Here is a 562-nt window from a genome sequence, read left to right as displayed (position 1 = left end):
GCTCAGCTTGGTAGAGCACTTGGTTTGGGACCAAGGGGTCGCAGGTTCGAATCCTGTCTTCCCGACCATTTATGGGGCCTTAGCTCAGCTGGGAGAGCGCCTGCCTTGCACGCAGGAGGTCAGCGGTTCGATCCCGCTAGGCTCCACCAATTAAAYTRAATARTTGTAACRAATAATATGGCGGTGTAGCTCAGCTGGCTAGAGCGTACGGTTCATACCCGTGAGGTCGTGGGTTCGACTCCCTCCGCCGCTACCATATAAGTTACATTTGTTATAAATATACGGAGGAATACCCAAGTCCGGCTGAAGGGATCGGTCTTGAAAACCGACAGGGGTGTTAAAGCCCGCGGGGGTTCGAATCCCTCTTCCTCCGCCATTTATTTATATCATATTCATATCATCGCGGGGTGGAGCAGTTCGGTAGCTCGTCGGGCTCATAACCCGAAGGTCGCAGGTTCAAATCCTGTCCCCGCAACCAAAGTGGTCCCGTGGTGTAGCGGTTAACATGCCTGCCTGTCACGCAGGAGATCGCGGGTTCGATTCCCGTCGGGACCGCCATTTT

General features: G+C 53.9%; 5 tRNA genes. All 5 read left to right on the top strand.

The window, feature by feature from the left end:
• Positions 1-73 precede the first annotated feature (73 nt).
• The 5 genes from AC1DEF_RS29170 (at position 74) to AC1DEF_RS29150 (ending at position 558) form a co-directional block, all read left to right on the top strand.
• Positions 74-149, top strand: a tRNA-Ala gene (locus AC1DEF_RS29170).
• Between the two features lie 30 nt (positions 150-179).
• Positions 180-256: transfer RNA gene (locus tag AC1DEF_RS29165), tRNA-Met, on the top strand.
• Between the two features lie 27 nt (positions 257-283).
• A tRNA-Ser gene (locus tag AC1DEF_RS29160) sits at positions 284-376 on the top strand.
• Between the two features lie 25 nt (positions 377-401).
• Positions 402-478 (top strand) — tRNA-Met (locus tag AC1DEF_RS29155).
• Positions 479-482: 4 nt separating this feature from the next.
• A tRNA-Asp gene (locus AC1DEF_RS29150) sits at positions 483-558 on the top strand.
• The last annotated feature ends 4 nt before the right edge of the window (positions 559-562 follow it).

The sequence above is a fragment of the Priestia sp. 10L35 genome (assembly GCF_056395685.1).
Note: the sequence above shows the minus strand (reverse complement) of the source record. Positions and strands in the feature narration are given on the sequence as shown.